The 826-nt window shown below is 30.1% G+C and carries 1 protein-coding gene and 2 tRNA genes; all 3 read left to right on the forward strand.

Features of this window, described 5'->3' with window-relative positions; all coding sequences use genetic code 11:
* Nucleotides 1-84 precede the first annotated feature (84 nt).
* The 3 genes from DWX74_RS10960 to DWX74_RS10970 all read left to right on the forward strand — a co-directional run bounded on the left by DWX74_RS10960 (nt 85) and on the right by DWX74_RS10970 (nt 712).
* A tRNA-Arg gene (locus tag DWX74_RS10960) sits at nt 85-158 on the forward strand.
* Nucleotides 159-168: 10 nt separating this feature from the next.
* Nucleotides 169-244 (forward strand) — tRNA-Val (locus tag DWX74_RS10965).
* Between the two features lie 66 nt (nt 245-310).
* Nucleotides 311-712 (forward strand): hypothetical protein, encoded by a 402-nt coding sequence (locus tag DWX74_RS10970; RefSeq protein ID WP_118549964.1) that lies wholly within the window; start codon nt 311-313, stop codon nt 710-712.
* The last annotated feature ends 114 nt before the right edge of the window (nt 713-826 follow it).

Here is an 826-nt window from a genome sequence, read left to right on the forward strand (position 1 = left end):
GGCAATGGACTGCAACTCCTTGATCTCCAGTTCGAATCTGGATGTCGCCTCCACTATTATTTGAAAATATAATATTATTAATATGCGCTCATAGCTCAACCGGATAGAGTGCCTGACTACGAATCAGGAGGTTGCGGGTTCGAGTCCCTCTGGGCGCATTTTTTCAATGGGGTTATAGCTCAGCTGGGAGAGCATCTGCCTTACAAGCAGGGGGTCACAGGTTCGAGCCCTGTTAACCCCACCAGTAAAAGTCTTTAACGAAAGTTAAAGACTATATTTTTAATAAAAATTTGTTTTGAGGTAAAAGAATATGTATGTAGTTTTTGGAGATGAAGTATTAGATAGTAATGAAGTTATAGCTTTATTTAATAATGAGTCAGATTTTTTTGTGGAAACAGATTTAACAAAATCTACTAAAAGAGAAGATATAATAGCTTTGAAATTAAAAATAAATATAGAAGATATATATTCTGATTCTAAATTTGATCAATATAATGAAGAAATATTTGAAGAATATTTAGATAATGCAGAAGAAATTATTACAGATTTTGTAGAAATAAATTTTGATTATAAAAAAAGATTTGTAACAAGTGCATATAAATGGGAAGAGTTGGATAACAGTATATACTTAATTGCTGCCTTTTCAGATATTAGTCTTCCTTTATTAAAACTAAATGATGTTCTTAACAGGTTATTAAAACAAAATGATTAAAAAATATAAAAAAGTGTTGACAGTATGTATAATAGATGGTATTATATTACTTGTAGATAACAAATGAACTTTGAAAACTGAACAGCAGATATATTAAGTTCGAACAAATAGTTC

It is taken from the genome of Peptoclostridium sp. AF21-18, from assembly GCF_003478825.1.
Lineage (GTDB): Bacteria > Bacillota > Clostridia > Peptostreptococcales > Peptostreptococcaceae > Peptacetobacter.

Bases quoted from the DNA above. Each gene is read 5' to 3' on its own strand.
- DWX74_RS10970 (WP_118549964.1), top strand. From the start codon at position 311: ATGTATGTAGTTTTTGGAGATGAAGTATTAGATAGTAATGAAGTTATA.